Origin of the sequence: Caballeronia glathei (assembly GCF_000698595.1) — a bacterium.
GTDB lineage: Bacteria > Pseudomonadota > Gammaproteobacteria > Burkholderiales > Burkholderiaceae > Caballeronia > Caballeronia glathei.
In genome coordinates this window covers 49,969-73,752 of the sequence record NZ_JFHC01000011.1, presented here as the reverse complement: position 1 = coordinate 73,752, position 23,784 = coordinate 49,969, and the positions used below count along the sequence as shown (strand labels likewise).

Annotated in this window: 22 protein-coding genes; 12 read left to right on the top strand and 10 right to left on the bottom strand. The window is 67.1% G+C overall.

Going from position 1 to position 23,784, the window contains the following annotated elements; genetic code table 11:
- Positions 1-75 precede the first annotated feature (75 nt).
- Positions 76-1,524 carry a polyhydroxyalkanoate depolymerase gene (locus BG61_RS10215; protein ID WP_075584144.1) on the top strand — a complete coding sequence of 483 codons (1,449 nt, stop codon included), beginning with the start codon at positions 76-78 and terminating at the stop codon, positions 1,522-1,524.
- A gap of 33 nt (positions 1,525-1,557) precedes the next feature.
- Here the strand turns inward: BG61_RS10215 and BG61_RS10210 are convergent, their stop codons facing one another.
- From BG61_RS10210 to BG61_RS10195, 4 genes are all read right to left on the bottom strand, one after another.
- Positions 1,558-2,010: a cupin domain-containing protein gene (locus BG61_RS10210; protein WP_035929811.1), complete on the bottom strand. Its 453-nt coding sequence runs from the start codon at positions 2,008-2,010 to the stop codon at positions 1,558-1,560.
- Positions 2,011-2,111: 101 nt separating this feature from the next.
- Entirely contained in the window at positions 2,112-3,470 is a 1,359-nt protein-coding gene (locus tag BG61_RS10205; RefSeq protein WP_035929814.1) for an ATP-binding protein, read from the bottom strand.
- On the bottom strand, positions 3,467-4,180 hold the full coding sequence (locus BG61_RS10200) for a response regulator (protein ID WP_035929818.1): 714 nt from the start codon (positions 4,178-4,180) through the stop codon (positions 3,467-3,469). Before BG61_RS10200 ends, BG61_RS10205 begins: the two co-directional genes overlap by 4 nt.
- Before the next feature lie 100 nt (positions 4,181-4,280).
- Positions 4,281-4,583, bottom strand: coding sequence for an EF-hand domain-containing protein (locus BG61_RS10195; protein WP_035929821.1), 303 nt, complete (start codon positions 4,581-4,583; stop codon positions 4,281-4,283).
- Positions 4,584-4,987: 404 nt separating this feature from the next.
- Here BG61_RS10195 and BG61_RS10190 point away from each other — a divergent pair, with 404 nt between their 5' ends.
- The 10 genes from BG61_RS10190 to BG61_RS10145 all read left to right on the top strand — a co-directional run bounded on the left by BG61_RS10190 (position 4,988) and on the right by BG61_RS10145 (position 14,178).
- Positions 4,988-5,329 (top strand): hypothetical protein, encoded by a 342-nt coding sequence (locus BG61_RS10190; protein WP_035929824.1) that lies wholly within the window; start codon positions 4,988-4,990, stop codon positions 5,327-5,329.
- Between the two features lie 192 nt (positions 5,330-5,521).
- Positions 5,522-5,806, top strand: coding sequence for a DUF3303 domain-containing protein (locus tag BG61_RS10185; RefSeq protein ID WP_035930083.1), 285 nt, complete (start codon positions 5,522-5,524; stop codon positions 5,804-5,806).
- 262 nt (positions 5,807-6,068) lie between these two features.
- On the top strand, positions 6,069-6,890 hold the full coding sequence (locus tag BG61_RS10180; protein ID WP_035929828.1) for a 3-oxoadipate:acetyl-CoA acetyltransferase: 822 nt from the start codon (positions 6,069-6,071) through the stop codon (positions 6,888-6,890).
- 226 nt (positions 6,891-7,116) lie between these two features.
- The gene (locus tag BG61_RS10175; protein ID WP_035929830.1) at positions 7,117-7,806 is read left to right on the top strand and encodes a FadR/GntR family transcriptional regulator; all 690 of its coding nucleotides are present in this window, start codon (positions 7,117-7,119) and stop codon (positions 7,804-7,806) included.
- Between the two features lie 108 nt (positions 7,807-7,914).
- Positions 7,915-8,838 (top strand): dihydrodipicolinate synthase family protein, encoded by a 924-nt coding sequence (locus BG61_RS10170; protein WP_035929832.1) that lies wholly within the window; start codon positions 7,915-7,917, stop codon positions 8,836-8,838.
- A gap of 332 nt (positions 8,839-9,170) precedes the next feature.
- On the top strand, positions 9,171-10,280 hold the full coding sequence (locus tag BG61_RS10165; protein WP_370818059.1) for an ABC transporter substrate-binding protein: 1,110 nt from the start codon (positions 9,171-9,173) through the stop codon (positions 10,278-10,280).
- A gap of 81 nt (positions 10,281-10,361) precedes the next feature.
- Positions 10,362-11,441 carry an ABC transporter ATP-binding protein gene (locus BG61_RS10160; protein ID WP_035929838.1) on the top strand — a complete coding sequence of 360 codons (1,080 nt, stop codon included), beginning with the start codon at positions 10,362-10,364 and terminating at the stop codon, positions 11,439-11,441.
- On the top strand, positions 11,438-12,307 hold the full coding sequence (locus BG61_RS10155; protein ID WP_035929840.1) for an ABC transporter permease: 870 nt from the start codon (positions 11,438-11,440) through the stop codon (positions 12,305-12,307). Before BG61_RS10160 ends, BG61_RS10155 begins: the two co-directional genes overlap by 4 nt.
- Complete coding sequence (locus BG61_RS10150; protein ID WP_035929843.1) at positions 12,307-13,227, top strand: ABC transporter permease; 921 nt, start codon at positions 12,307-12,309, stop codon at positions 13,225-13,227. The genes BG61_RS10155 and BG61_RS10150 overlap by 1 nt, the downstream gene beginning before the upstream one ends.
- A 24-nt stretch (positions 13,228-13,251) precedes the next feature.
- Entirely contained in the window at positions 13,252-14,178 is a 927-nt protein-coding gene (locus BG61_RS10145; RefSeq protein WP_035929845.1) for an aldose epimerase family protein, read from the top strand.
- A gap of 102 nt (positions 14,179-14,280) precedes the next feature.
- Here the strand turns inward: BG61_RS10145 and BG61_RS10140 are convergent, their stop codons facing one another.
- On the bottom strand, positions 14,281-14,751 hold the full coding sequence (locus BG61_RS10140) for a response regulator (protein WP_035929848.1): 471 nt from the start codon (positions 14,749-14,751) through the stop codon (positions 14,281-14,283).
- Positions 14,752-14,933: 182 nt separating this feature from the next.
- On the opposite strand from BG61_RS10140, the gene BG61_RS10135 reads away from it, so the two are divergent.
- The gene (locus tag BG61_RS10135; protein ID WP_035929851.1) at positions 14,934-15,629 is read left to right on the top strand and encodes a response regulator; all 696 of its coding nucleotides are present in this window, start codon (positions 14,934-14,936) and stop codon (positions 15,627-15,629) included.
- A gap of 22 nt (positions 15,630-15,651) precedes the next feature.
- On the opposite strand, the gene BG61_RS10130 is transcribed toward BG61_RS10135, so the two are convergent.
- From BG61_RS10130 to BG61_RS10115, 5 genes are all read right to left on the bottom strand, one after another.
- Positions 15,652-17,673 carry an ATP-binding response regulator gene (locus tag BG61_RS10130; RefSeq protein WP_035929853.1) on the bottom strand — a complete coding sequence of 674 codons (2,022 nt, stop codon included), beginning with the start codon at positions 17,671-17,673 and terminating at the stop codon, positions 15,652-15,654.
- Between the two features lie 354 nt (positions 17,674-18,027).
- On the bottom strand, positions 18,028-18,204 hold the full coding sequence (locus tag BG61_RS42760) for a hypothetical protein (RefSeq protein ID WP_158447172.1): 177 nt from the start codon (positions 18,202-18,204) through the stop codon (positions 18,028-18,030).
- Positions 18,205-18,384: 180 nt separating this feature from the next.
- The gene (locus tag BG61_RS10125) at positions 18,385-21,240 is read right to left on the bottom strand and encodes an Hsp70 family protein (RefSeq protein WP_035930094.1); all 2,856 of its coding nucleotides are present in this window, start codon (positions 21,238-21,240) and stop codon (positions 18,385-18,387) included.
- Between the two features lie 44 nt (positions 21,241-21,284).
- A complete protein-coding gene (locus tag BG61_RS10120; RefSeq protein WP_035929856.1) occupies positions 21,285-23,132 on the bottom strand; it encodes an Hsp70 family protein in 1,848 nt (615 codons plus the stop codon).
- The gene (locus BG61_RS10115; protein WP_035929859.1) at positions 23,129-23,710 is read right to left on the bottom strand and encodes a DUF2760 domain-containing protein; all 582 of its coding nucleotides are present in this window, start codon (positions 23,708-23,710) and stop codon (positions 23,129-23,131) included. Before BG61_RS10115 ends, BG61_RS10120 begins: the two co-directional genes overlap by 4 nt.
- Positions 23,711-23,784 lie beyond the last annotated feature (74 nt).

The window sequence follows — 23,784 nt, the reverse complement described above, 5'->3', positions numbered from 1 at the left end:
ATCGTTATATGCGGTGGATTGGCATATGTATTGCGTCGACTGGAACTCCCCATAATGCGCTCACGTGCGGAATCGATGAACCAGTTCGCCTATCCCGCCTACCAGGCGCTGTCCGACCTGATGCTGCCACTGCGCCACGGCGCGGCGCTCGTCAGCCGCTCGCTCGACGCGTGGCCAGCGATCGCGCAGACGCCTCAGGCCCGCGCACTGCGCGCGAACTGCGACATGCTCGCGCTCGCCGGCCTCACGCACGCGCGGCCCCCGTTCGCGATCGACTCGATCGAAGTGGACGGCAGGACGGTCGGCGTCACCGAGGACATTGCGGACTCCACGCCATTCTGCTCGCTCGTGCACTTCGTCAAGGACGACGCGTCGCTCTCCGGCCAGCCGCGCGTGCTCGTGATCGCGCCGATGTCCGGGCACTTCGCCACGCTTCTGCGCGGCACCGTACGCACGATGCTCGCCGACCATGACGTCTACATTACCGACTGGCACAATCCGCGTGACGTCGCGCTGATACACGGCCGCTTCGGCTTCGACGAATACGTCCATCACATCATCGACTTCATCGAGACGATCGGCCCCGGCTCGCATCTCCTCGCGGTCTGCCAGCCGACGGTCGCCGCGCTCTCGGCGGTGGCGCTGATGGCCGCGGACGCGCATCCGGCGCAGCCCGCGAGCATGACGCTGATGGCCGGCCCGATCGATACGCGCATCAACCCGACGCGCGTGAACGAGCTTGCCAAGAGCAAGTCGCTCGCGTGGTTCGAGCGAAACCTGATCAGCGCGGTGCCCTACGGATTCGCGGGCGGAGGCCGGCGCGTCTATCCCGGCTTCATGCAGCTGAACGCGTTTCTGGCGATGAACCTGCCGCGCCATATCGACTCCTTCGCCGACATGCACTACGAGCGCGCGAAGGGCGATCAGGACACCGCCGACGCGATCCGCGTCTTCTATGAAGAATACTTCGCGACGATGGACCTGACCGCGGAGTTTTATCTGGAAACCGTCGATACCGTGTTCCAGCGTCACGCGCTGCCGCTGCACGAACTCGAAGTGAGGGGGCGCAAGGTGGAGCCGTCGGCGATCCGGCGCACGGCGCTCCTGACCGTCGAGGGCGAGCGCGACGACATCTGCGCGGTCGGCCAGACGCTCGCCGCGCAGGACCTATGCGACCGCCTGCGGCCGTATCTGAAGGCGCATCACGTGCAGACGGGCGTCGGGCACTATGGCGTCTTCAACGGCAAGCGCTGGGAGCGCCAGATCTATCCGCGCGTGCGCGCGCTGATCTACGACAACGAGGCGAGTCCGACCAACGTCAACGCGCGCGCGCAGCCGATCCTGCCGCTTCAGTCGATACCGCCGCCGCAGGCCGTGCCGGAGCCCGCCGCGAGCACGACGGCGCAAGAGGGCGCACCGGACGCCCCGTTGCAGGCGATACCGCCCGAGCAGATGCTCGATCCGGCCACGTCCGCGGACGATGCTTCCGATCAGGACCAACGTCCCGCGCCGGCGGCGCAATAGGGCGACAGGCGCAACAGGCACGCACGCACCGCCTTATGCGGTTTCATTCGCCCACGGCGTGACCGCCGGCACCTCGCAGGGTGCGTCGGCGCCGACCGTCTTGAAGTCGGCGGGCGCGACGATCTCCAGATACTCCATGTCCTCGGAGTAGTCGAACAGGTAATGGACGATGCCCGGCGCCTGATGCACGCAGTCGCCTGTCGCGACGAGCGTCTCCTTGTCGCCGTACATGAAGCGCGCCCAGCCCTTCAGCATGATCACGATGTGGAAGTCGGCCTCATGGCGGTGCCAGCCCGTGCCTTGCTGTGGTGCGGCATGCGCCTTGACGAGTTGCGCGAGCACGCGGCCGCCCGTCGCATCCGCGATGCCGAGATCGCGGTAAAGGAAGAAATCGCGCAATCCCTGATCTTCGTAGTGCGTATCCTGCGGACGAACATGCGAAAACTGCGTCGGCAATTCGAACGATTCCAGCGGTTGGGAAGACATGGGCGCGCTCCGGTTCGATGAGAGGCAGGGAAAACGGCTCGGGTGGGGTCGTTTCCAAGCATCAAGCGTTCCATTGGACCGCGCCCCGGCCGGACCGCCGATCAGGCGTCTGCTTTCGCGTGCGCGGCGTCTGCGGCCGAAAGCGGCAGCACGACGACCGCTTCCAGCCCGCCGCCGTCGCGCGCGCGCAGTTCGAGCGTGCCCGAATGCAGCCGCGCGATCCGCTCGACGATGGCAAGGCCAAGGCCCGTGCCGCTCACCTTTTCGCCGCTCGATTTGCCGCGCCGGAAGGGCTCCTTGAGCTTTTCCAGGTCCTCCGCGGCGACGCCCTTGCCGCGGTCGCCCACGGCGATGCATACGGCATTCGCACGCACGTCGGTCCAGGTGCGCACGGAGAGGCCCACGACCCCGTACAGCACCGCGTTCTGCATCAGGTTCATGAGCATGCGCATCATGCTCACCGGCCGGAACGGGAAGGGCGCGATCTCCCCGAGCGACAGTTCGAACTCGTGGCCGAGCCCCGCGAAATCCGCCGCGAGGCTCCCTGCGAGCGCGTTGATATCCCCCTCGACCGGCGCCTCTCGCGCGCCGCTGCCCGCGTAGTCCATGAACTGCTGGAGAATGCCGTCGATCTGGTCGAGATAGTTCTCCGCCGACACGACGAACGCGCTGTCGGCACCTGAAGGAATCGCCATCGCCATTGCGAGGCGCAGCTTGGTGAGCGGCGTGCGGATGTCGTGCGAAATGCCGGCGAGCATCAGCGCGCGGGTCGCGTCTGCTTCCTGCAGGGCCTGCGTCATCCGGTTGAACGCGACGCTCACCTGCGCGATCTCGGTGGGCCCGTCGACGGGCAGCGGCTCCGGCTGGCCGCCCGCGCTCAGGTGCCGCGCCGCGTCGGCGAGATGCTCCAGCGGCCGGTTGATGTGGCGCTGGATCAGATACGCGGTGAGTGTCGCGAGCGCGGCGAGACCGAGCGAGAGCAGGACCGTGGTATCGATGCCGTCCGCGTGCGCGGCCTCGGGCACGGCAAGCGCGATCCAGTACGGCTCGCCCGCCAGATGCGCGCGAATCCACAGGCGCTGGCCGCCTTCGGTCTGCCAGCGCACCGGCATGTCGGCCGGAAGATAGCGGCGCAGGCTCGCGAGGAACGTATCGCGCTGATACGTGCGGTAGAACCTGAGCCACGAGCGCGGCGGATTCAGCTCGGCCTGCGGCGGCACATCCGTGCGTCCGCCGAGCCGGGCGGTGAATACGCCGCGCGTATCGGGGGGCGCGTTCGCCAGCAGTTCGTCGAGCGTCTTCACGTAGTTCGCGAAGGTGGCGGCCGCGCGGTCGATGCGCGGCGCCTGCACGTAATGCAGCAGGATCGCGAGCGAGCACACTTCGCTCACCGCGACGAGCACCACGAGCAGCAGGATGTTGCGCGCAAAGAGCGACCGCGGAAACGCGATGCCCCTCATGAGTCGAGATCCGCGAGCAGCATGTAGCCGACGCCCCACACGGTCTTGATGAAGCGCGGCTTCGACGGATCGTCTTCGATGATCTGCCGCAGCCGCAGCACCTGCACGTCGATGCTGCGATCGAGCGCGTCGTGCTCGCGGCCCCGCGTGCGCGCGATCAGGTTGTCGCGGCTCACCGGCCGGTTCGGCGATGCCCCGAGCGCGCTCAGCAACTGCATCTGCGCGGAGTGGATCTCGAACGGCTCGCCGCCGCGACAAAGCCGCTGTTTGCCGAGGTCGAGCCGGAAGTCGCCGAAGCGGATGGTCTGCGCGCTCAGCACCGGGTCGCCCGAAGCGATCTTCTGGCGCCGCAGCAGCGCGCGCACGCGCGCAACGAGTTCGCGCGGCAGGAACGGCTTGGCAAGGTAATCGTCGGCGCCGGTTTCGAGGCCGACCACCTTGTCGACGGGATCGCCCTTCGCGGTGAGCATGAGGATCGGCAGCGTCTGCCCTTCGGCGCGCAGCCGCCTGCACACGGAGAGGCCGTCCTCGGGCTCCATCATCAGGTCGAGCACGAGGAGATCGAACGGCTCGCGCTGGAGATAGCGGTCGAGCCGCTTGCTGTCGGCGCAGACACGGACCTCGAAGCCGTGCAAGCCGAGAAAGCGCTGCAGCATGTTGCGCAGTTCCGCTTCGTCGTCGAGCACGATGATTTTCGGCGGGGTGTCCATTCTGAAAGGCTCCAGGAAAGCACGATGCGAGAGGGGGCCGGACCGGCGTTCGCCGCGCGTGCGCGCAACAGCCGACCATCGCCCGGATCTTTGCGCGCGGTCAGTGCGATGGCTCGCGCTGCCGCACGAACTCCTGAATCTGCGGCAGCGTGACGTAGCCGTTCTGCTGCGTGTCGATTTCGTCGAAATGCTTCGCCACCATCGGCATGCCCGACTCGGCCTGCGCCTTCGTGAGCTTGCCGTCGTGCGTCGTGTTCGCCTTCGTGAAGCGCGTCTGCAACTGCTGCATCGCATGCTCGACGTGCGGCGACGCGCCCATCGGCATCGTGGCGGTCTGCGCGAGCGCGTCTTGCGCGCCGGCCGACGCGATGCACACGGCGAGGATAGCCAGCATCTTCTTCATGGCGTTCGTTTCTCCAACGTAAGCATGGGTCAAGCTTCGCCCGCGTGAAAGCGGTGATCCGCGCGATGACAGACGCAATTCTATTGATGGCCGCGAGAAAGGCAATTTCCGGCCGCCTGACAATCATGTCACGGGATGTCACCGCAACACGCGCAATTAAGCAAGCGCACCATCCGTTTAGCCGGGCATGCGCTCGCCATGCGCCAGCCATGCGTGACATCGAATGAAATAACTCCTGGCTCGTTTTTCATGCGGCCGTTACGTATCGTTTGCACGTCGGCGCCACGAGCGCTTCAACGGTTCGCCATCTCTCAGGGGCAACGTGCCGCGAGGGGCGGATCAACCGGCGGCAGGCCTGCCCGACGAAGCCTGCGCCCGCCGGATTTCGATGCGTGAGGTCTCAAATGAATTTTCGTCTGATCAGTGTTTCAGCGGCAGCGGTGTGCTCGCTTGCCTGTTCCGAAGGCGTGTCCGCGGCCACGTTCGTGCGTGTCGCCTATGTGGCGCCCGCGGTCGTCTATGCGCCGCCGCCGCGGCCCGCCTACTACTACGTGCCGCCCACCTACGTCGTGCCGGTCACGCGGCCGGTCGCCGTCGTTCCCGTGCCGGTGCTTGCGCCGCCTCCGCCGCCCAGGCCGGTGACGACCGTTGTCGTACAGGCGCCCGTGAGCTACGCGGTCGTGCCGTCGCCTGTGGTGACCTATGCGCAGCCGGTGCTCGCCGTGTCCGTCGCGGGAATGCACTGAGCCTGCGATTTCCCGTTAGCCGCATCGCAGCATCGCAGCAGCGCTGCGGCGGGCGCAACGGGCGCCGGCCGGACTCCTATACTGATTGAGCGACTCGTCACGCGCGGCTTCGCCATCGACTCGCTGACCCGGCCCGGCCCGCTGCGGCATCCCCGGCCGGTCGTGCGGCGTTCGTTCATGGAGGTGACCACCATGTTGTTCATTGTCAGATGGACTGCTCTTCCCGAAGTGGAACACGCGGCGAGAGACCGCTTCCTCAAGACGGGCGGCGCGCCGCCGGAAGGCGTCAGGATGCTCGGGCGCTGGCATGGACTGGGATCGATAGACGGCATTGCCGTCTGCGAGTGCTCCGAGCTCGAACCGCTCGCGATGTGGGTGCGCGAATGGGGCGATCTTCTCTCGTTCAGCGTCATGCCCGCGATGACGGACGAACAGCTCGGCAAGGTGCTGGCGGCGGGCGTCGCCACGGTGCCGTGAAGCATGGCCCCCGGCCGGGGACGCGCGATGCGGCAGTGCGCTTGCGGCACCGCGCGGCAGGGATCGGAAGAATGTTCCGGTTGCGGCTCTTCGTTTTCTTCGAGGCCCCGCTTCCCCGCTGAGCGGCGTTAGGGTTTCCCGCGCTTGCAAGGCGGCGGCCGTTGCAGCAACATCGTGTTTGTACTGGTTAGTTCAAATTATACGGCAGCAGGATCCGACGTTCACGACGTAAAGGGGCCGGCGCCGCAAAGGAGCGAAGAGCATGAATGATCCCTGCATTATCTCGGTTGCCATCACGGGTTCGGTGCCGCGAAAGAAGGACAACCCGGCGGTGCCGATTTCGATCCCCGAGCAGGTCGAAAGCACGCACGAAGCCTACGAGGCGGGCGCGTCGCTGGTCCATTTGCACGTGCGCGACGAACAGGAGAATTCGAGCTCGGACCGGGACCGTTTCGCGCAATTGCAGGAGGGCATCCGCAAGCACTGTCCCGACATCATCATCCAGTTCTCGACGGGCGGGCGCGGCCGCTCGTTCGAGCAGCGCGGCGCGATGCTGGACCTGAAGCCCGACATGGCCTCGCTTGCCACGGGCTCGGTCAACTTTCCGACGACCGTCTATGAGAACCCGCCCGACTTCGTGCGCTCGCTCGCGAAGATGATGCTCGATCACGACGTCAAGCCGGAGATCGAGATATTCGATCTGGCCATGCTGTACAGCACGGTCGATCTCGTCAATCAGGGCCTTTTGCGATCGCCCGTTCACGTGCAGTTCGTGATGGGCGTGAAGAACGCGCTGCCCGCGCGCCGCGAGATTCTGGAGTTCGAAGTCGCGCAGCTGAAATCGGTATTGCCCGACGCGACGTGGACCGCCGCGGGCATCGGCCGCCATCAACTGGAGGTCAATCACTGGACCCTCGAACTCGGCGGACACTGCCGCACGGGTCTCGAGGACAACGTGCGCTGGGACAAGGACACGCTCGCGAAGAGCAACGCGCAGCTCGTTGCGCGCGTCGCGTCGCTGTGCGCGGAGTACGGTCGCCCGGTGGCGAGCGCGGTAGAGGCGCGCAAGCTCCTTTCGATGTAGCGCAACGCCTTGCTTCGGCAATCGGCGCGGCCAGACGGCGCGCCGGGGAGCGATCCCCGGCGCGCTTTTTCATCGCCTGCGTGCGCCGCGCGCCTTTCGCGGGATCGAGCCATCGTTGCACGCGATCCCGGGCAGGCTTTCCGGCCATCCCGTCCGGCTTCCGGTCCAATCTTCGCGAAATCTGCCTTACAATCGGGCTTTACTCTGACAAGCCGTTTGCCCGGACATGAACGAGCGGAAATCGTCGGGTTTGGCCGACCGGATCTACAGCGACATCCTGAACAGCATCATGGAAGGCGAGTTCAAGGAAGGCGACCGGCTCCTGACCGAGCATGCGCTCGCCGAACGCTTCGCGACGTCGCGCCCGACCGTGCGCGAAGCGCTCGCGCGCCTGCGCGCCGACGGCATCATCGTCACGCGGCGCGGTTCCGGCACGACGGTGGGCCGCCGTCCGGACCCGGACGTGCGCCGCTTCGCGCCGCTCGAAACGCTGTCAGACATCCGCCGCTGCTACGAATTTCGCGTCGTGACCGAAGCGGGCGCCGCGGAACTCGCCGCGCTGAAGGCGGACGACAGCGACATTCTCGCGATCCAGCAGGCCTTTGACGAACTCGAACGAGTGGTGGAAACGCAGGGCATCGGCGCGAAGGACGATTTCGCGTTCCATCTGGCGATCGCGCGCGCGTCGAAGAACCAGTTCTTCATCACGGTCCTGTCGTTTATCGAGGAGCAGGTCGTGTTCAGCATGAACCTGTCGCGCAACCTGTCGCTCGTGAAGACCATCGAGCGGCAGCGCCTCGTGCAGGCCGAACACCTCGAAGTGCTCGAAGCGATCCGGGCCCGCGATCCGGCCCGCGCCGGACGCGCGATGCGGGCCCACCTCGAAAACGCGCTCGACCGCATGTTCGGGTCGTAACGCGCCGCTCGCGTCCGCGGACACCCTCGCGCAAAGTTGTTTGACAACATTGAATCTGGAATGCTACTTTTTGCGGCAATCCAGTTGATGAGCCGCGCGCGAGGTGCCATGAACGTCTCCCCGATCGTCGAAAGCGAGTTCGCCCGGACCGTGATGGCCGTGCCGCCGCTCGCGCGCCGCGCAGACCATTCGCCCGACGCCGCGCAGAACGGCCGGCTGATCGCCCACATCGAGGCGGGCGGCGTGCGTACACTGCTCTATGGCGGCAACGCGAACTTCTATCACGTGGCGGTCAGCGAGTATCGCGATCTGCTCGACATGCTCGCCGGGAGCGCAGGGCCGCACACGCGCGTGATTCCCGCGATCGGCCCGGACTACGGCAAGATGCTCGATCAGGCGCGCATCCTGGCGCAGACCTCCTACCGGACGGCGATGGTGCTGCCGCTCGCGGGCTTTACGACGCCGCAAGGCGTCGAGACGGGCCTCGTGCGCCTCGCCGATATCGCGGGCATGCCGTTCACGCTGTATATCAAGAGCGAAGACTACGTCGACGTGGATACGCTCGCGCGGCTCGTCGACAACGGCACGCTCGTCGCCGTGAAGTACGCGATCCAGCGCGCGAATCCCGCCGACGATCCCTATCTGCGGCGCCTCCTGCAGAGCGTGAAGCCGTCGAAGGTGATCTCGGGCATGGGCGAGCGGCCCGCGCTCCTGCACCTGCGCGAGTTCGGGATGGCTGCGTGGACCACGGGCTCCGGCTGCATCGCGCCGCGCGCCGTCACGGCGCTGCTCGGTGCCGCGAAGACGGGCAAAACCGACGAGGCGGAGCGACTGCGCGCCGCGTTTCTCCCGCTCGAAACCCTGCGCGAAGAAGTGTCGCTGATCCGCGTGCTGCACGACGCGGTGACGCTGTCCGCCATCGCCGATATGGGGCCGATCCTGCCGCTCCTCAGCGCGACGCCGCACGAATATCACGCGCCGATCGCAGCCGCCGTTCAGGATCTCATCGCGCTCGACCGCTCGCTGAACTAGCCGCGGCGTCCGGCGCGACGCTAAACCCGCGTAAAAAAGCAGTTAAACAAGTTCTGCAAGCCCCCGTTCGGGTTTGTCCGGAGAAAATGCGTGCAACGCCCGGTGCGTATGCGCGAGACCCCGAACGCACGGACCACGGCGGCCCCTCGTGTCCGGCAAATTTGCTTGACATTAGCTTACGGCGTTCGCTATTTTCCCTGATCCAGAAGCAAGAACGCCGGCACAGAAAAAACCGACCGGCGCCCTTCAAAATCGAGAAGTGAGGAGACGAAATGACCTGGTGTGCACAGTTGTCAGTCAGGTTGGCGACGTTGTGCGTCGCGGCGGGTGCGATGTTCGCAACGGCGGCGCAGGCAGCCGATCCGGTGTCGATCAATATCGTGGACGTCGCAGGCAATCTGCAGCTCACGCAAAAGGGCTTCGAGGCGTTCAAGGCGAAGAACCCCACGCTCGTCTCCAATATCACGTTCACCAATGCGCCCGCGCCGCAGCTGCCCGGCAAGATCAAGGCGATGCAGGCCGCGGGCCGTTCCGACATCGACCTCGTGCTGACCGGCACCGACGCGCTCGCGGCCGGCATCCAGCAGGGCCTGTGGGTCAAGCTCCTGCCGGACAATTCGGCGGCCTTCCCGGGCGTGCTCGACAAGTACGCGCCGGGTCCGCGCAAGATGCAGGACCTCGCGCAGGGCTACGGGCTCGCCGTGACGTACATGCCCGCCGGGCCGCTCCTCGAATACAACCCGGAGCGCGTCACGGAGATTCCGAAGACGCCCGCGCAACTGCTCGCGTGGTGCAAGTCGCATCCGAACAAGCTGATCTACGCGCGCCCGGCCAATTCCGGCCCGGGCCGCACGTTCCTCATGGGCCTGCCGTACATCCTCGGCGACAAGGACCCGATGGACCCCGTCAACGGCTGGGACAAGACCTGGGCGTTCCTCAAGGAACTGAACGAGTGCATTCCTTACTACCCGGGCGGCACGTCGGCGGTGATGAAGGAGCTCGGCGAAGGCACGCGTGACATGACCGTCACCGTGACCGGCTGGGACATCAACCCGCGCGCCCTCGGCATCGTGCCGGCGGAATTCCGGGTGCAGGCGTTCGAGAACATGACCTGGGTGAACGACGCCCACTACATGGTGATTCCGAAGGGCGTGCCGAAGGAAAAGCTCGAGGTGCTCTACAAGCTGATGAACTTCATGCTCGAGCCGGCGCAGCAGGCGCTCACCTACGACGACGGCTACTTCTATCCGGGTCCGGCGGTGAAGGACGTGCCGCTCTCGTCCGCTCCGGAGAAGAGCCAGGAGGTGATCAAGAAGTTCGGCCGGCCGGAGTACGCGAAGCTGCTTGCGGATCGTCCGCACGTGGTGCCGCTCAACGCCGCCGCGATGGTCGCCGCGTTCCAGAAGTGGGACCGCGAGATCGGCGCACAGAAGACGAAGTAAGCGGTTCTCGGGTTCGTGCATGAACACGCACGGCGGCGCTGTCGCGAAACGCGGGCGCCGCCGCGCCATCAGGGAGCGGTCATGAAGCATTCTTTCGAACAGTTGCGCCTCGATGCGGTCTCGCGCAGTTTTACGAACGCCGAGGGGCAGCAGCTCGCCGCGCTTCAGGGCCTCGACCTGAACATCCGGCGCGGCGAGTTCATCGCGCTGCTCGGCCCGTCGGGATGCGGAAAGTCGACGGCGCTCAATTGCATCGCGGGCCTGCAGCCGCTCACGGGCGGCGGCATCTGGCTCGACGACGAACGCATCGACGTGCTGCCGCCCGAAAAGCGCGGCTTCGGCATGGTGTTCCAGAACTACGCGCTCTTTCCGCACATGTCGGTGCTGGAGAACGTCGGCTTCGGCCTGAAGATGCGCGGCGTGCCCAAAGCCGAGGCCACGCGCCGCGCGAAAGAGGCGCTTCAGCTCGTGCAGCTCATCGGCCACGACGCGAAGCTGCCCGGCCAGCTTTCCGGCGGCCAGCAGCAGCGCGTGGCGATCGCCCGTGCGATCGTGATCGAGCCGCCGCTCGTGCTGATGGACGAGCCGCTGTCGAACCTCGACACCAAGCTGCGCATCGAGATGCGCGCGGAAATCCGGCGCATCCACGGCAAGCTGGAGCGCGCGACGATCTACGTGACGCACGACCAGGACGAGGCGCTTTCGATGGCCGACCGCATCGTCGTGATGAAGGAGGGTGTCGTGCAACAGGTGGCGTCGCCGAAGGAAGTCTACGCGCGGCCGAAGAACCTGCATGTCGCGCGCTTCATGGGGTTTCGCAATGTCGTGAACTTCATGCTGGAAGGCACGCAGGGCGAGGCGGTGGCCGTCTCGGCGCATGGCGTGCGGCTTCTCGGCACGCCGATGGAGGGCTTCAACAGCAAGAACGTGAGCGTCGCGCTGCGCCCCGAGGACATGGAGCGCGCCGCGCCCGGCGCGGACAACGCATTCGACGCGCACGTCGATACGGTCGAATACGGCGGGCGCGATTCGCTGATCCGCGTGAGCACGGCGTTCGGCAAGCTGTGGGCGCGCATCGCGGGCGAGTGCGCCGAGGGCGAGCACGTGACGCTGCGCGTCGCGCCGGCGCGCACGCTCGTCTACGACGGGGAAGCGCAATGAGCACGCCTGCGCTGCCCACGCGGCGCGACCCGAAGGGCTGGCTCGTCGCGCCCGCGCTGATCTTCATCCTCGCGCTCTTCATCTATCCGTTCGCGTACGGGCTCGCGCTGTCGTTCAATCCGATGAACGGCGGCGGCGCGCTCGTGAACTACGTGACGTTCTTCACCGACACGTCGATGTGGCCGACGATCATCGTCACGATGAAGCTCGCCGTGCCCGCGACGCTCATCAACGTGGGCGTGTCGGTGCCGGTGGCGTTCGCGCTGCGCCGCAGCTCGCCCTACCAGAAGCTCGCGACGACGCTGCTCGTGATTCCGGTCACGCTCGGCACGGTGCTGATCGCCGATGGCATGCTGACCTACTTCGGCCCGAACGGCTGGTTTCCGCAGGCATTGCAGGGCCTGCACCTCTACACCGACGAAGTGCGCCTCACGCACAACTACTGGGGCGTGCTGATCTCGCTCGTGGTGTCGGGCTTCCCGTTCGCGTTCCTGCTCACGCTCTCGTACGTGACCGGCATCGATCCGACCCTCGCGCGCGCCGCGGCCACGCTCGGCGCCAATCCGTGGCAGCAGTTCCGGCGCATCTATCTGCCGCTTCTGATGCCGGGGCTCACGATGACCGCGTGCCTGTCGTTCGTGCAGGCGTTCTCGGTGTTTCCGTCGGCGGTGCTGCTCGGCGCGCCGGCCGGGCCCACGCGGGTCATTTCCATCGCCGCCGCCGAGGCTGCCTTCGAAAGCTACGACTATTCGCTTGCGTCCACCATCGCGATCCTGATGGGGTTCGTGCAGTTGCTGGTGGTCGGCGGGATGCTCGGCGCGCGCCGCTTCTTCTACACCGGCCCGGTCACCGGAGGGAAAGGCTGATGGCATCCGAGAACCGCGCCGCGCAGGCATTGCGCTCGCCGCAGGCGGCCTTCAACGACGGCGCCAAGCCGGGCAGGAGCATGAAGCAGCGGACGAGCCTGCCCGACAGGCTGTGGAAGGTGCTCGTGTGGGCGACGATGGCCTTCTTCCTGCTCAACGTGATGCTGCTGATCGCAACCGTCGCGGTGAATTCGATCGCGACGCGCTGGTTCGGCACGCCGCTGCCGCAGGGCTTCACGCTGCACTGGTATGGCCAGGCGTGGAGCGACTTCCAGCTGACGAGCGTGCTGTGGGTGACGATCCAGGTGGTCGGTGCCGTGGTGATCCTGTCGATCGCGCTCGGCGTGCCGGCGGCCTATGCGCTCGCCCGCGTGCAATTTCCCGGCAAGCGGCTCGCGATGCTCGTCTTCCTGCTGCCGCTGATGGTGCCGCCCGTCACCTACGGCATTCCGATGGCGACCGTGATGTACAAGGTGCATCTCGCCGGCACGCTGACGGGCGTGATCCTCGCGAACCTCGTACCCGCGCTGCCGTTCGTCATTCTCGTAATGACGCCGTTCATCGAGCAGATCGATCCGAACCTCGAATCCGCCGCGCGTATCTTCGGCGCCAACACGCCGCGCTACTTCCGCTACGTGCTGCTGCCGCTGCTCGTGCCCGGCATGCTCGCGGCGGGGCTGCTGGTGCTGGTGCGCACCATCGGCATGTTCGAACTGACGTTCTTCACGGCGGGGCCGAGCACGCAGACGCTCGTCGTCGCGCTGTACTACGCGGTGTTTTCCACCGGAGTGCGGGCGCCGCAGTCCATCGATGCGATGGCGATGATCTACATGGCGATCACGCTCGTGTGGGTGCTGATCGCGCTGCAGTTCGTGAGTCCGACGCAGCTTGTGTCGCGGGTCAAGGAGCAGAAGCAATGACGCGCGGACAAAGGGGAGTCGCGGATGGAGCGTGAAACCGTCGATCTGGGCGCGGCGCCCGTGCTGCGCATCGGCAGCGGGCCGCAGTTCATCGAGGTCGCGCCGGCGGCGGGCGGCCGCATCACGCGTTTCGCGACGATGCGCGAGGACGGCATCGACGACTGGCTTGCGCCCGTGACGGTCTCGCGCTGGCTCTCGGACGCCTGGCCCAAGGGCGGCTGCTATCCGCTCGTGCCGTTTTCCAACCGCGTGCGCGACGCGCGGTTCCCGGGGCCGGACGGCGCGCGGGTCGAACTTTCGACGTTTCCCGGCGCGCAGCACGCGCTGCACGGGTTCGGCCAGTATGCGGCGTGGTCGGTCGAGGAGCAGGGCGCGGAGCGCATCGTGCTGCACTATGCGCACGCGGCGGGGCGGCACGGCTGGCCGTGGGCGTTCGATGCCACCCAGACGATCTCGGTGAGCGGCGAAGGCGCGCGCCTTTCGATGCGCGTCGCGAACCGCTCGGCGCAGCCGATGCCGGCGGGCTTCGGATTCCATCCGTATTTCGGGGCGACGGAGGCGGAACTCGACGCCGCCGTCGACTGGCGCCACGAAGGGGAAATCGCGATCGAGCCGTCAGGGCAGGCGCCGGCGCGTCTGCACGTGCGCGATCCGGCGGGCTATACGCGTTATCTCGGCGGCTGGGACGGCCGCGCGACGCTGCGCTATGCCGACGGCCGCACGCTGCGGCTCGAGGCGTCCGCGCGGCTCTCGCACGTCGTCGTGCATTGCCCGGCGGGCGCCGGCTACTTGTGCGTCGAGCCGGTGTCGCACGTGAGCGACGGCTTCAACCTGCATGCGAAGGGGTTGCCTGACACCGGCGTGGCCGTCATCGCGCCAGGTAGTGAAATAGAGGCGTCGCTCGTGCTGGAAACCGGCGCCCGCCCGCGCGGCGGCGACGGCGCCTGGTAGGCTTCGCCTCCACCGACGCCCGGACGGGCGCGGCGCGGCCCGAGGCGGCGCGCGAGGCGCTCGCCGTCGTGATTCCCCTCACGACGAGGCACGTTTCCTTGTTCATACGGCACCTGTCTTGCTGACCGCCGGAGCGGAAAAATACGCGTCGACCAGATCGACGATGCGCCATGTCGAGCACGGCCTGCGGCAGTGCGCGTCGAATCCGGCGTCCTTGAGCGTCTCGATCGGATCGGCGGGCCACACGTCGCTCATTGCCACGAGCAGGCGCCCGGTGATGTCCGCGTCCATGCGCAGCGTGCGGATGAAGACATAGCCGGACTCGCTGTCGAGGCTCGTATCCAGAATGAGCGCCTGCGGCTTCCAGTTCTGTACGAGCGACCGCACTGCTTTCAGGTCCTGCGAAAGGATGACCTGCAGGCCCTTCAGCCGCAGCATGACGGCAAGCGACTCGCCCACCGACTTGTCCTTGTGCGCAATCAGCACGCGCCGCGACGAATCCTGAGTCCGCGCCCGCTTGATGCTCCAGAGTGCGAACTGCCTTTCGTCGTCGATGGTAGAGCGGCCGCCCATGTCTTCCTCCGCAATGCAGTGGATCGGATGGATGCAGTTTCGACCGGCCGTGCTTAATTCGAAACCCGGCGCGAGGAGGGTGGGCGCGATTTTTCGGAGGGGCTGCGAATGTACCCCTGCGAAAGGAGGGTGGCGAGAGGCCGAAGGCGGCGTACCATCGGTTCGTGACCTCGGGGACTGCAATGGAAAACGGATACTTCAAAACAGTATTGCTGGTAGAGGACGAAGGGCTCACGCGCAGCGCGATGAAAAGCCTGATTCTCGCCAATGAGCCGCTACTCGAGATCGACGAGGCGGACGGCTTCGATCAGGCCAAGGCGAAGCTGGCCGCCGGCTCCTACGACCTGATGTTCCTCGACTATCACCTGCGGGGAAACGCGACCGGCATGGACCTGCTCAACTGGATCCGCGAGGAGGAGCGCGAGGTGCAGACGATCATGCTCTCTGCGCAGGACGACCGCGACACCGTGCTCGAATGCATCAAGAACGGCGCCTGCGGCTTCATCTCGAAGGGCAGCGAGCAGGGCGCGAGCGTCTTTCGCGAGGCGTTGCGCACCATCCTGAGCGGGCGCGTCTACCTGCCGAACACGGTACTCGGCAAGGGCGGGCACAGCCCGAGGCCCGTGTCGAATCACAACAGCGTCACCGTCGAATCGCTCGATCTGCCGCCGCGTCTGACCGAAACCCTGCGCTACCTGCTGCAGGGCCTGTCGAACAAGGCGATCGCGCGCAAGATGAACATCAGCGAGAACACCGCGAAGGAATACTCCAGCGACCTGCTCGCGCGGTTCCATGTCACGCGGCGCACGTTCCTGATCGTCGAGATGGCGCGCCGCGGGATCGAAATGCCGATGGGCAATACTTCGTCGGCGTCGTGATGCCGTCGTCCGGGCCTTCGCCTCAGCCTTGCTGAAGCGCCTCGTCCGGGCATTTCCCCGATACGAGCGAGAGGATCTCCCGGCGCAGGTCGGCCGGGCTCACGGGCTTGCTCAGCACGTCGTGATCGCAGGAGAGCGGGACGATCGTCGCCGACGGCTCGCCTGTCACGACGAGACACGGGCACGGCTTGCCGAGCCGCGACGCCCCGAGCATCGCCACTTCCCGCGCCGTCTTGAAGTCGCGCAGGCGATAGTCGGTGATGATGAGGTCCGGGAAGCGCTCCACCGAGCCGAGAATCTCCTCGTACTCGTGGAAGGTCGCCGCCGAATCGAACAGCACGCCCCACTGCGCGAGCAGCGCTTCGGTGGAGGCGCGCACGAGGCCGTCGTCCTCCACGAGCAGCACATAGAGGCCGTCGAGCCGCGCCGCCTCGGATGCGTCCGCCTTGGGCTGCGCGCGCGGCGACGGCTTGTCGGGCGACGCGCCGCACAGCGGCATTTCGACGGAGAAGCGCGAGCCCAGCCCTTCGGCCGACTTCAGTTCGAGCCGGTGCTCGTCCAGCATCGAAATCACCGCGTTCACGATCGACAGGCCGAGGCCGAGCCCCTTGTCGCGATCCTGTTCCGGATTGCCGACCTGGAAAAACGGCTGGAATATCGCTTCCCAATAATCGGCGGATATTCCAATGCCATTATCGACCACGTCGATTCGCGCGCGGGTGGCCGAGCGCACCACGCCGACGATAACCGTCGGTTTCATCGTTTTGCCGGTATTGGCGTATTTGATCGCATTCGAAACCAGATTCGCGACGGCGCGTCCGAGCCAGTGCGCGTCGCTGCGAACGCATACGAGACATTCCTTCGGCAATCGCAACCGCAAATCGACGCCGCGGCTCGCGGCAAAAGGACGAAGCTGCTCGGCCGCTTCCTCGATAATCATTTTCAGGTCAAATACGTGATAGCGCGGAATGACGCGGCCTGATTCGAGCCGCGACAAATCGAGGACCGCATTCAGCAGTCGCGCGAGAATCACGGACGAGCGCCCGCATTCGTCGATCAGCCGCTCGGCCTCGGCGAAATCGCCGTTGCGGATCGCCTCCGCGGCCGCCTGCAGGAACAGGTTGAGCGCGTGCATCGGCTGGCGCAGGTCGTGGGTGGCGGCGGCGAGGAAGTTCGATTTCTCCTTGCTCGCGGTTTCCGCGGCGAGCATCTGCTGTTCCTTCAATGCAAGCAGCGCGTTCGTCTTGGTTTCCTGATCCTTTTTCGATACCTGCAATTGCCGGTTCTTGCGTTCCAGTTCGACATTCGCCGTGAGTAATTCGTCATTGAGCGAAGCAAGCGCCCGCTCCGCCGAATAACGTTCGCGCGAAACTCTTTCCGCGTGCACGCATACGCCGTGACCGATAATGATCACATTGAACATGTAAAACAAACCCGCGAAAAAATCCTCGGGATTCAGAATCCTTATTGTGATCTGAAGCAGAATGACCGTGACGAACGTCACGACGCCGACGGTCAATGCGGCTCTCGATTTCAAATAGAAGAAGCTGAACTGGAAAAAAAGCGCGAGATAAAGTCCGATGAAATATTGCGTGTAGTTATACGGGCTCGGCGTAATCGACACCATCAGCATCAGCAGGAAAAGCAGCCCGTAAATGCCCGTGAGAATGACGCGGTGCGCGGTCGCGTGCGTGCGAAACGACGGCCTGAGCACGAGGACCCCCACGCCGATCAGGAGCGCGATGCCGAGAAACCGGAGCGTCAGGATGTCGGAGAGCGCGATGTTCAGCGTCTTGTTGTGGCGCGCGAAGCTGAAATCCCACCACAGGAAGCACGTCCAGATGGTGAGCGCGAGCAGCGCGGACGCGCGGCGGAACGCGCAGAAGCGGCGGCTGTGATCCTCCAGAAACTGCGCTTCGAGCACCGGGTCCGGGAAGGGCGCCGGTATCGACAGGTTTCTCACCAGGCTCGCGCCCGCTTCCCGCGCCGTGGCAGAGAAGATCCCGGGCTTGTCGATGCTGGCGATTCGGTCCGGGACACCCATGAGATGCTCGCTTGTGCAGGAAGGAGAGGTTAACTACTTTAGGCGAGAGCGCTCGTACGACAAAACGAGTTTTTGGGATACGGCGTGAAAAAGCGGGATACGGGCGTCAATTGCCAGAATTCGGGAGCATGCGACGCGAATCGGGACGGCATCGGGGACGGGATCGCGGCACCGGCTGCCGGCCGTGGTGCTTCGGCAGAGGCATCTGGTTCGGGAAAGGCGTGGGGAAAAGGGCAGGAGTCCGGTCGGCTCATCGACGGCGCTTCGGCCGCCGGTTCCGGCTGGCCGGGCGCGCAGGAGCGGCAGCCCGCAGACGGCGAGGCCCCCGGCATAGTCGACGAGGGCGCTGGCCGTTCATGCTTTGGGCTTGGCCTTGGTCGTGCGTTTGGCGACCTGCATTTCCTTGGCGCCTGCTGCTTTCGCAGTCGATTGCTTCGTGCCGGCCGCGCTTTTCTTGCGGCTCGACATTTCCGTTTCGGCCGGATTGCTCGGCGGGGCCTTTCTCGGTGATGGCATGTTGACCTCCTTCATGTGTCGAATTGACACATGTTAAAAATAGGCGTCGTCCTGCCGGGAATCAAGAAGTCTGCTCTCCCGATGATGTATCGGCGCGACAGCTTGACCGCATTCCCTTCGGCACTCGCTTCTGACAGCGAAGCATTTCGACGCCGCGGTGGCCCGCCGCGCTCATCCGCAACCTGAGCGCGAGCCTCAGCCGATCAGCTTGAGCCCCGCCGGCAGCGACTCGCCGAACACGCGTCCTTCGTCCGCCTGATCGAGTTCGACGGTCTCGCGGACCATGTCGATCCACGTGCGCGACGCGTTCGCGGCCTCGAGCCGGCGCACGACGTCGGCGCGGATCTCGAATGGCAGGTCGCGCGACCGGTCGCCCGTCATGCGCGCGATCTGCACGGCGGCGAACGCGGCCGGCTCGACCTTCTTCCAGTCGAGCGCGAGGATGGTCCCGAGCCAGCGCGCGGCGACCTCTGCGGGCACGACGCCGTGCGCGCTGCCGTAGAACGGCGCACGCGCGCCGATGCGCCCGACGGCCCACCAGCTCTGAAGGTTTTCGGACGGCTTGGCGAGCCGCGTCAGCAGCCATTGCCCGACCTCGATCTTGCGCTCCACGGGCACGCGTTCGAGCGATGCCGCGAGCCGGACCATGTCGTCGTAGCCGGACTTCGCCGCAGTGGGCGGCTTCCTGTAGCGCGACGTGCCGGGCGGCTGGAGATAGAAGGCGATGTCGTCGATCAGGCGCAACTGCGCGCTTTCGGCGAGCCCGCCCGCCGCGCGCCGCCACAGCGTCCACCATTCGGACCAGACCTGGTTCTCGTTGACGTACTGGATGCCCTGCTCGTAGAGCGACCAGAGCTGCTCGACGCGCCACTCGTCGAGCGGATAGCCGAACCCCGGACGCACGCAGTAGCCGGCGAAGTTCAGCCACAGGCGCTCGTGGTCCGCCGAGCGCCGCCGGCGCCGGGCGCGCTCCCACAGGGTGCCGAAGAGTTCGCGCAAGAGCGCGCTGCCCCAGCTCTCGCGCGGGCCGAGAAGCTGCTCCAGCTGGGCGCGCAGCCGCTTCACCTCCTTCGGCCCGACTTCCTGCGAGCGCGCGCCGAACGTGCGGTCGATCTGCTCGACGGCCTTCGGCAGCGACGGGGGCAGCCGGTTTGCGTCCGCGTCCGGGAGTGCGTCGCCTGCGGCGTGCTCGCCGCGCAGCTGGAACTCCAGCAGCCAGCGCTGCGTAGAGTCGCCGGTGGCGATGCAGTGCATTTCGAGCGTGCCGACCTCGGTGAGCGAGGTCGTCAGCTGGACCGGCGTTTCGCGCGCACCGCCCGCGTTTTGCGGCTGCACGACGGTGGCGATCGGCGGAAGGCGTACGAAGTCGCCCGCCGACGCCGACAGATCGGCGAGTTCGCCTGCCCGGTACGCCGTATCCGCGACCGACGACACCAGATGGAAGCGCACCGGATGCCCGAGCCGGAGCGCGAACGTGCGGTCCTCCAGATGGATCTCCTGGCCTTCCTCCGTGCCGCGCGGCAGCAGGCAGATGCCTCGGGCGGCCTCGTTGCCGTCGTCGACGACGAGGAAATAGCTGCGCGGCGAACCGCCGCCGATTCTCGGCGCACGCCCCGCGCGCGCGAGCGCGTAGGCCACCGCGCCGCGCGCCACCGCCACGTCCGGATTGGCGTTGTGCAGGACGTGCAGCGGCTCTTGCCGCCACGCGCCGAGGGTGCTGGCAAGGCGCGTGGTCAGCGCTTCGGCGCGGAATACGCCGCCGTTGAGGAGCAGCGTGTCGGGCATCGGCAGCGCGCCGCCGCCTTGCGGGGCGCCTTCCGTGCCTTGACTGCCTTCCGTGCCTTGAGTGTCTTGCGCCGCGAGCGCCTTGCGCGACTGATCCGCGTGCTGGCCGAGAAAGGCTGCGACGTGACGCGTGATCGCCGGATCGCTCGCATAGGGCAGCCCGAACTCGACGATGCCGCCCCGCGCGCGCCCCGGCCGCTCGCCTGCGGCAACGGCGGGGAAGAATCCGTCGACGATGATCCGCTCGATCTCCTCGCGCGTCACGTCGACCGAGCGTGCCCCGCCGACGAGCTTCGCGCCCGCGCCGAGCAGCGTGATCGAAGCCGACTCGGGCGCATCCGCGCCGAGCAGTTGCTCCTTCACGGCGCGGCAGCGCTCGACGAGCTGGGAGAGCCGCGCGGCCGAAAGCCGCGTGTTGCCCGCCGCGATCCGCGCCTCGACCAGATGCGCGAGCGCGAGGTCCATGTTGTCGCCGCCGAGCATCAGATGGTTGCCGACGCCGATGCGCGTCAGTTGCGGCTCGCCGCCTTCCATCTGCACCTTGATGAGCGTGAGGTCGGTGGTGCCGCCGCCGACGTCGCAGATGAGCACGAGGCGCGTATCGGCGAGCTCCGCGCTCAGGGCGTCGCGATGATGGAACAGCCAGTCGTAGAACGCCGCCTGCGGCTCCTCGAGCAGGCGCAGCGCGGGCAGCTTCGCCATGCGCGCCGCTTCCAGCGTGAGGGCGCGCGCGCCTTCGTCGAACGACGCGGGCACCGTGAGCACGACGTCCTGCGCTTCGAGCGGCGCGTCCGGAAAGCGGTGATTCCACGCCGCGCGCAGATGCGCGAGATAGCTCGCGCTCGCCGCGACGGGCGACACCTTGCCGACGTCGTCGCCGGCGCCCCACGGCAGGATCGGCGCGACGCGGTCCACCGACGCATGCGACAGCCAGCTTTTCGCGCTCGCGACAAGCCGGCCCGGCACCTGCGCGCCGAGCGTGCGCGCGAGGCGGCCGATCACGACGGGCGGGCTAGCCGGGCTATCCGGGCTATCTGTCGCAGCGGTTTCGTTCTCGGTCTGCCACGGCAGATGCAGGTCGCCCGCGTTCAGCTCGCCCGGCGCCGCGTGATAGCGCAGCGAGGGCAAAAGCGGGCGCGCCGCGACTTCGCCGAGGCCGACCAACTGCTCGACGTCGAACACGCGGATCTCGGCCGACCCGGCCTGCGCGTACGCGACGACCGTGTTGCTCGTGCCGAGATCGATGCCGACGATGTACCGCTTCATCGCGCTTTTCTTGGCTTTCGTGGCTTTCGTCTCTCTCGCGACGCTCAAGCGCTCGCGCCGCCGCGCACGTCGAACTCGACCTTCCAGCGCTCGCCCGTTGCCCGCGGCACGGCTTCGAGTTCGAGCGTCCCGGCTTCCGTCACGCGCGCGTGGAGCTTCACCGGCACCACTTCGCCCGGCGTACGGCCTTCGGAAGGCAGCGACGCCTGGATCTCGTCGAGTTCCTGCAGTTCCTCGGGCTGCCAGTAGTCGAGCAGCGTGCCGACCTGATCCTGCCTGCGCACCGACGACCCGAAAAAGCGGAAATGCACCGGCTCGCCCACCACCAGCCCGAATTCCTGTGCGGGCAATTCGGCCTCGGTGCCTTCCTCCATGCCGAACGGCGCGACGCACAGCGCCTGGACGGGCGGTTCGAGCCCCGGCACCGCGGGCATCGCCGATTCGATGGCGACGTAGTACGCCCGCGCCGTGCCGCCGCGGATGCGCACGCCCTTGCCGCGCCGCACGTAGCCGTAATAGGCGGCGCCGCGCGCCACGGCGAGATCGAGGTCGGCGCCTTCGAGCAGGCGCGCGGGCGCGGCGCCGTCGGCGGCGAGCCAGCCGTTGAGCGTCTGGAGAATGCGCTCGACGAGCAGCGGCGACTTGAACACGCCGCCGTTGAAGAGCACGGCCGTCGGATGCAGGAAGCTCGCGCCTTCGGGCATCGTCGCGCGCACGCCTTCGAGTTCCGCGAGCGCCGCGACCTGACGGCCCAGGAACGCCGCGAGATGGCGCGTGACGGCCGGGTCCTGCGCGTAGGGCAGGCCCAGTTGCGTGAGACCCGCGCGGGCGCGGCTCACCGGGCGCGCCGAGCCTTCGACCTGCGGGAAGAAGCCTTCGAGGATCGTCTGCGTGAGTTCGGCGCGGGTCAGCTCCGTGCGCAGCGAGCCGCCGATCAGCTTCGAGCCGCGGCTCGGCACGACGAGCGGGGCGGCGTCGAGCGAGGCGTCGGTGAGGAGCGTCTCCTTGGCCGAGCGGCACGCGTAGGTCAGCGCGCGCAGTTGCCACGGATCGGGCTGCGTGCCGCCGGCCGCCAGCTTGCGCGCGACCACGTGCGCGAGCGCGAGGTCCATGTTGTCGCCGCCGAGCAGGATGTGCTCGCCGACCGCGACCCGGTGGACTTCGAGGTTGCCCTCGCGTTCGACCACGGCGATCAGCGAGAAGTCGGTCGTGCCGCCGCCCACGTCGACGACGAGAATCACGTCGCCGACCCGCGCCTGCCTGCGCCAGCCGCCGCCGCTCTTCTGGATCCAGCTGTAGAGCGCCGCCTGCGGCTCTTCCAGCAGCGTCATGCGGCCATAGCCCGCGCTCGCGGCGGCCTCGGCGGTCAGCTCCCGCGCGGCCGGATCGAACGAGGCGGGGATCGTCACCGTGATTTCCTGCTCGCCGAAGGGCGCCTCCGGGTGCGCGTGGTCCCACGCTTCGCGCAGGTGCGTCAGGTACCGCACCGAGCTTTCCAGCGGCGAGACGCGCGCCACTTCGGGCGGGGCGTCGTTCGGCAGGATCGCGGCGCGGCGGTCGACGCCCGGGTGGCACAGCCAGCTCTTCGCGCTCGACACGAGGCGGATCGGCGTGCCGGCGCCGCGGCTGCGCGCAAGCTCACCGACCGCGAAGTCGCGCTCGGCGGTCCACGGCAGGCTGAGGTCGCCGGGCGTGAGTTCGTCCGGGTGCGGCAGATAGAGGAAGGAGGGCAGCAGGTCGAGTTCGTCGGCGGCGCCGGGCGCCGTCAGTTGCGCGACGGGCAGCACGCCCTGCACGGTCTTTTCGCCGTCGCTCGAAGCGATATCGACGTAGGACAGCGCGCAATGCGTCGTGCCGAGATCGACGCCGATGGAAAAGCGCGGTTCGCTCATAGTTCCACCTCGGCGGGGGCGACGACGCGGGCGTCATGGCTTTCCGCGAGCTTCGGCAGGCGCACTTCCGCCACTTTCCACCCGCGATGGCTGATGCTGCCTTGAAACGGCGGCTTGCCGACGACGTTGCCGGTCAGGCGGATCGCGGTGGCATCGAAGCCGTCGGGCAGCGTCACGCGGCTGCCCTCGGCTTCCTCGCGCACCGGGCGGATCGTGAAATGCTCGCGCAGCACGGTGCGGCAGCCTTCGTGGACGAGGCGCGCCGCGGCGCCGATGTCGGCGTCCGAGTAGCGGGCGATGTCCTCTTCGATGAAGTCGATCAGGCGCGCGTCGCGCTGAAGCAGGCCCAGCAGCTGGAGCGCCGCCTCGGGGCTCGCTTCCTTCAGCACGGGGGCGGGGGCAGGGGCGGGGCGCACTGGCGCCGGCGCGGGCGCTTCCTGCACGGGCGCCGCCGCCGGGGCGGGGCCGTCGCGCAACTGCTTCACGCGCGCGGCGAACGCGGCGTCGCCGAGGCAGGTGAAGAACGTTCCGAAGGCAATCGACAACCTGCCGAGGAAAGACGGGTTCAAGTCGGTCATGACATGCTCCTCAAGTCCGTTGTCCGGGGACGACCCTTCCCCGGGCAACGCTGAAAGATTCCGGGCGGCGGGCG